Source organism: Peptoniphilus indolicus ATCC 29427 (assembly GCF_000227315.1).
Taxonomy (GTDB): Bacteria; Bacillota; Clostridia; order Tissierellales; family Peptoniphilaceae; genus Peptoniphilus; species Peptoniphilus indolicus.
Genome location: NZ_JH165147.1, coordinates 1 through 625 on the forward strand (window position 1 = coordinate 1; position 625 = coordinate 625).

1 tRNA gene and 1 rRNA gene are annotated in these 625 nt (G+C 43.7%); both read left to right on the forward strand.

Annotated elements, in window-relative coordinates:
* The first annotated feature begins 2 nt into the window (after positions 1 to 2).
* Positions 3 to 79 (forward strand) — tRNA-Ile (locus HMPREF9129_RS10415).
* Between the two features lie 146 nt (positions 80 to 225).
* Positions 226 to 625, forward strand: a 23S ribosomal RNA gene (locus HMPREF9129_RS10420); the annotation flags it as partial.

Consider the following 625-nt stretch of genomic DNA (forward strand, 5'->3'; position numbering starts at 1 on the left):
ATGGACCTGTAGCTCAGCTGGTTAGAGCGCACGCCTGATAAGCGTGAGGTCGGAGGTTCGAGTCCCCCCAGGTCCACCATGCTTTTTAAATAAAGCAATATGAACCATGAAAACTAAACAATCATATCAAGAAAGAAGAAGAGTCAAATTTAATACGAAGTAATAAAGAAGACACTTTTTCACTGGAAAACAAATAAAAGCAGTCAATAAGAATTGATTAGCAAAGGTCAAGTAAAAAAGAGCATTAGGTGAATGCCTAGGCACCAAGAGGCGAAGAAGGACGCGACAAGCTGCGAAAAGCTGTGGGTAGGAGCAAATATCCGCCAAACCACAGATATCCGAATGGGGCAACCCACCTCAAAAGAGGTATCTATAAGTGAATACATAGCTTATAGAGGCGAACCGGGTGAACTGAAACATCTAAGTAACCCGAGGAAAAGAAAGAAAACTCGATATCCAAAGTAGCGGCGAGCGAAATGGATAGAGCCCGACCGTGCATAAGACGAAAATAGTTAGCAGAAACTTCTGGGAAGGAGTACCAAAGAGAGTAACAGTCTCGTAAGCGAAAACGAAAATAGTTGGCACAAGAGAGTACCACCGGACACGTGAAACCTGGTGGGAAGAC